The 1,217-nt window shown below is 32.3% G+C and carries 1 protein-coding gene; it reads left to right on the top strand.

The window, feature by feature from the left end; genetic code table 11:
* Positions 1–257: 257 nt before the first annotated feature.
* A complete protein-coding gene (locus E0Y80_RS20515; protein ID WP_156309507.1) occupies positions 258–1,103 on the top strand; it encodes an RteC domain-containing protein in 846 nt (281 codons plus the stop codon).
* Positions 1,104–1,217: the final 114 nt, after the last annotated feature.

Genomic DNA, 1,217 nt, shown 5'->3' with positions numbered 1-1,217 from the left:
TTATCGGTAACGATTTAGTAATGGTGCACACTGCGCTTACTTTCATTGAATTACCTTGTAAATCATCATTGCAAATTTAATAAATAAAAGGGTAAAGTCTATAAGGCTTTACCCTTTTTGCACACAATATTCAAAAAAATCTTTCCCAATATGGGGAAACCTGTGGTGTTGGTTTCAATATTATTTCCAAATTTTGGCATACCAAGAACTAGATGAGTTCTGAATAAAATTCTGTAAACTTTAAAAACATCTATGCTATGGAAATTATATTGAGTAAAATATTATCAGAAATTCGGCATAAGGAGGACAAAATTTCTTCTCAAATGATACGGTCATCTGATGAAGCATATCAAATGACTTTGTTTCTAAATGAAATGTTGTGTGCTATTAAAACTGAAGTATTGCAAGTTGGATTTTTAAATGAAGATCAAGAGGTTGATTTCTTTAAGAATGTTAAACCGCAAATCCTTGGAAAACTTATTTATTACAATAAAGTATTTCGGATAGAAACTACCTGTCCCGTGAGTAATGGTAAAATACATCAAAGTTATTATGAAAATGTTTTAAAAAATCTCAAGTTAGAATATAAAGAAAGTATTTGCAATGAAGATTTCTACAGATATTACCGTGCTGGCAGAACCGACCGTGATCACACTTATTTCAGGCTCGGAAAGATTAACTATCACGATGGATTAAAGAGTGGCGTATTTGAAATTGACCTTAGCTTCTCCACATATTACGACAACAAAATAGCACATATTATTGCCAATGAACTACTTTATAATTACACTCTTACCAAAATAAATCCTGAAGAAAATCCCGATACAATATTACAAAATTTAGATGCAAACAAGGATATTTCGTGGACCAATTCTCAAAATGCACTTATCGAACTGATATACGCTCTGTATGCTTCAAATTCCATTGCATACGGAAAAATAGGCATCCGAAAATTAGCTTTGATTTTTCAAGTGCTATTCCGAACTCCCTTAAACGATATTCATCATTCTTTCCACCGAATGAAAACAAGAGCAGGTTCAAGAACTGCATTTTTAGACCAACTCAAAATATCCCTCGAAGAATATATGGATAAAGACCTTTAGCTATATCAAAAATAACCGTTTGAAAGCAGTACCAAAACGTACTGCTTTTTTCTTTGCCCATATCTGCCAATTGGCAAATGCTCTCAAAACTTCATTACAAAATATCCAAAATCC

This window comes from Sphingobacterium endophyticum (assembly GCF_009733535.1).
Lineage (GTDB): Bacteria > Bacteroidota > Bacteroidia > Sphingobacteriales > Sphingobacteriaceae > Sphingobacterium > Sphingobacterium endophyticum.
Note: the sequence above shows the minus strand (reverse complement) of the source record. Positions and strands in the feature narration are given on the sequence as shown.

What these genes read in the sequence shown, in the direction of transcription:
- E0Y80_RS20515 (WP_156309507.1), top strand. Translation starts at nt 258, where the DNA reads ATGGAAATTATATTGAGTAAAATATTATCAGAAATTCGGCATAAGGAG.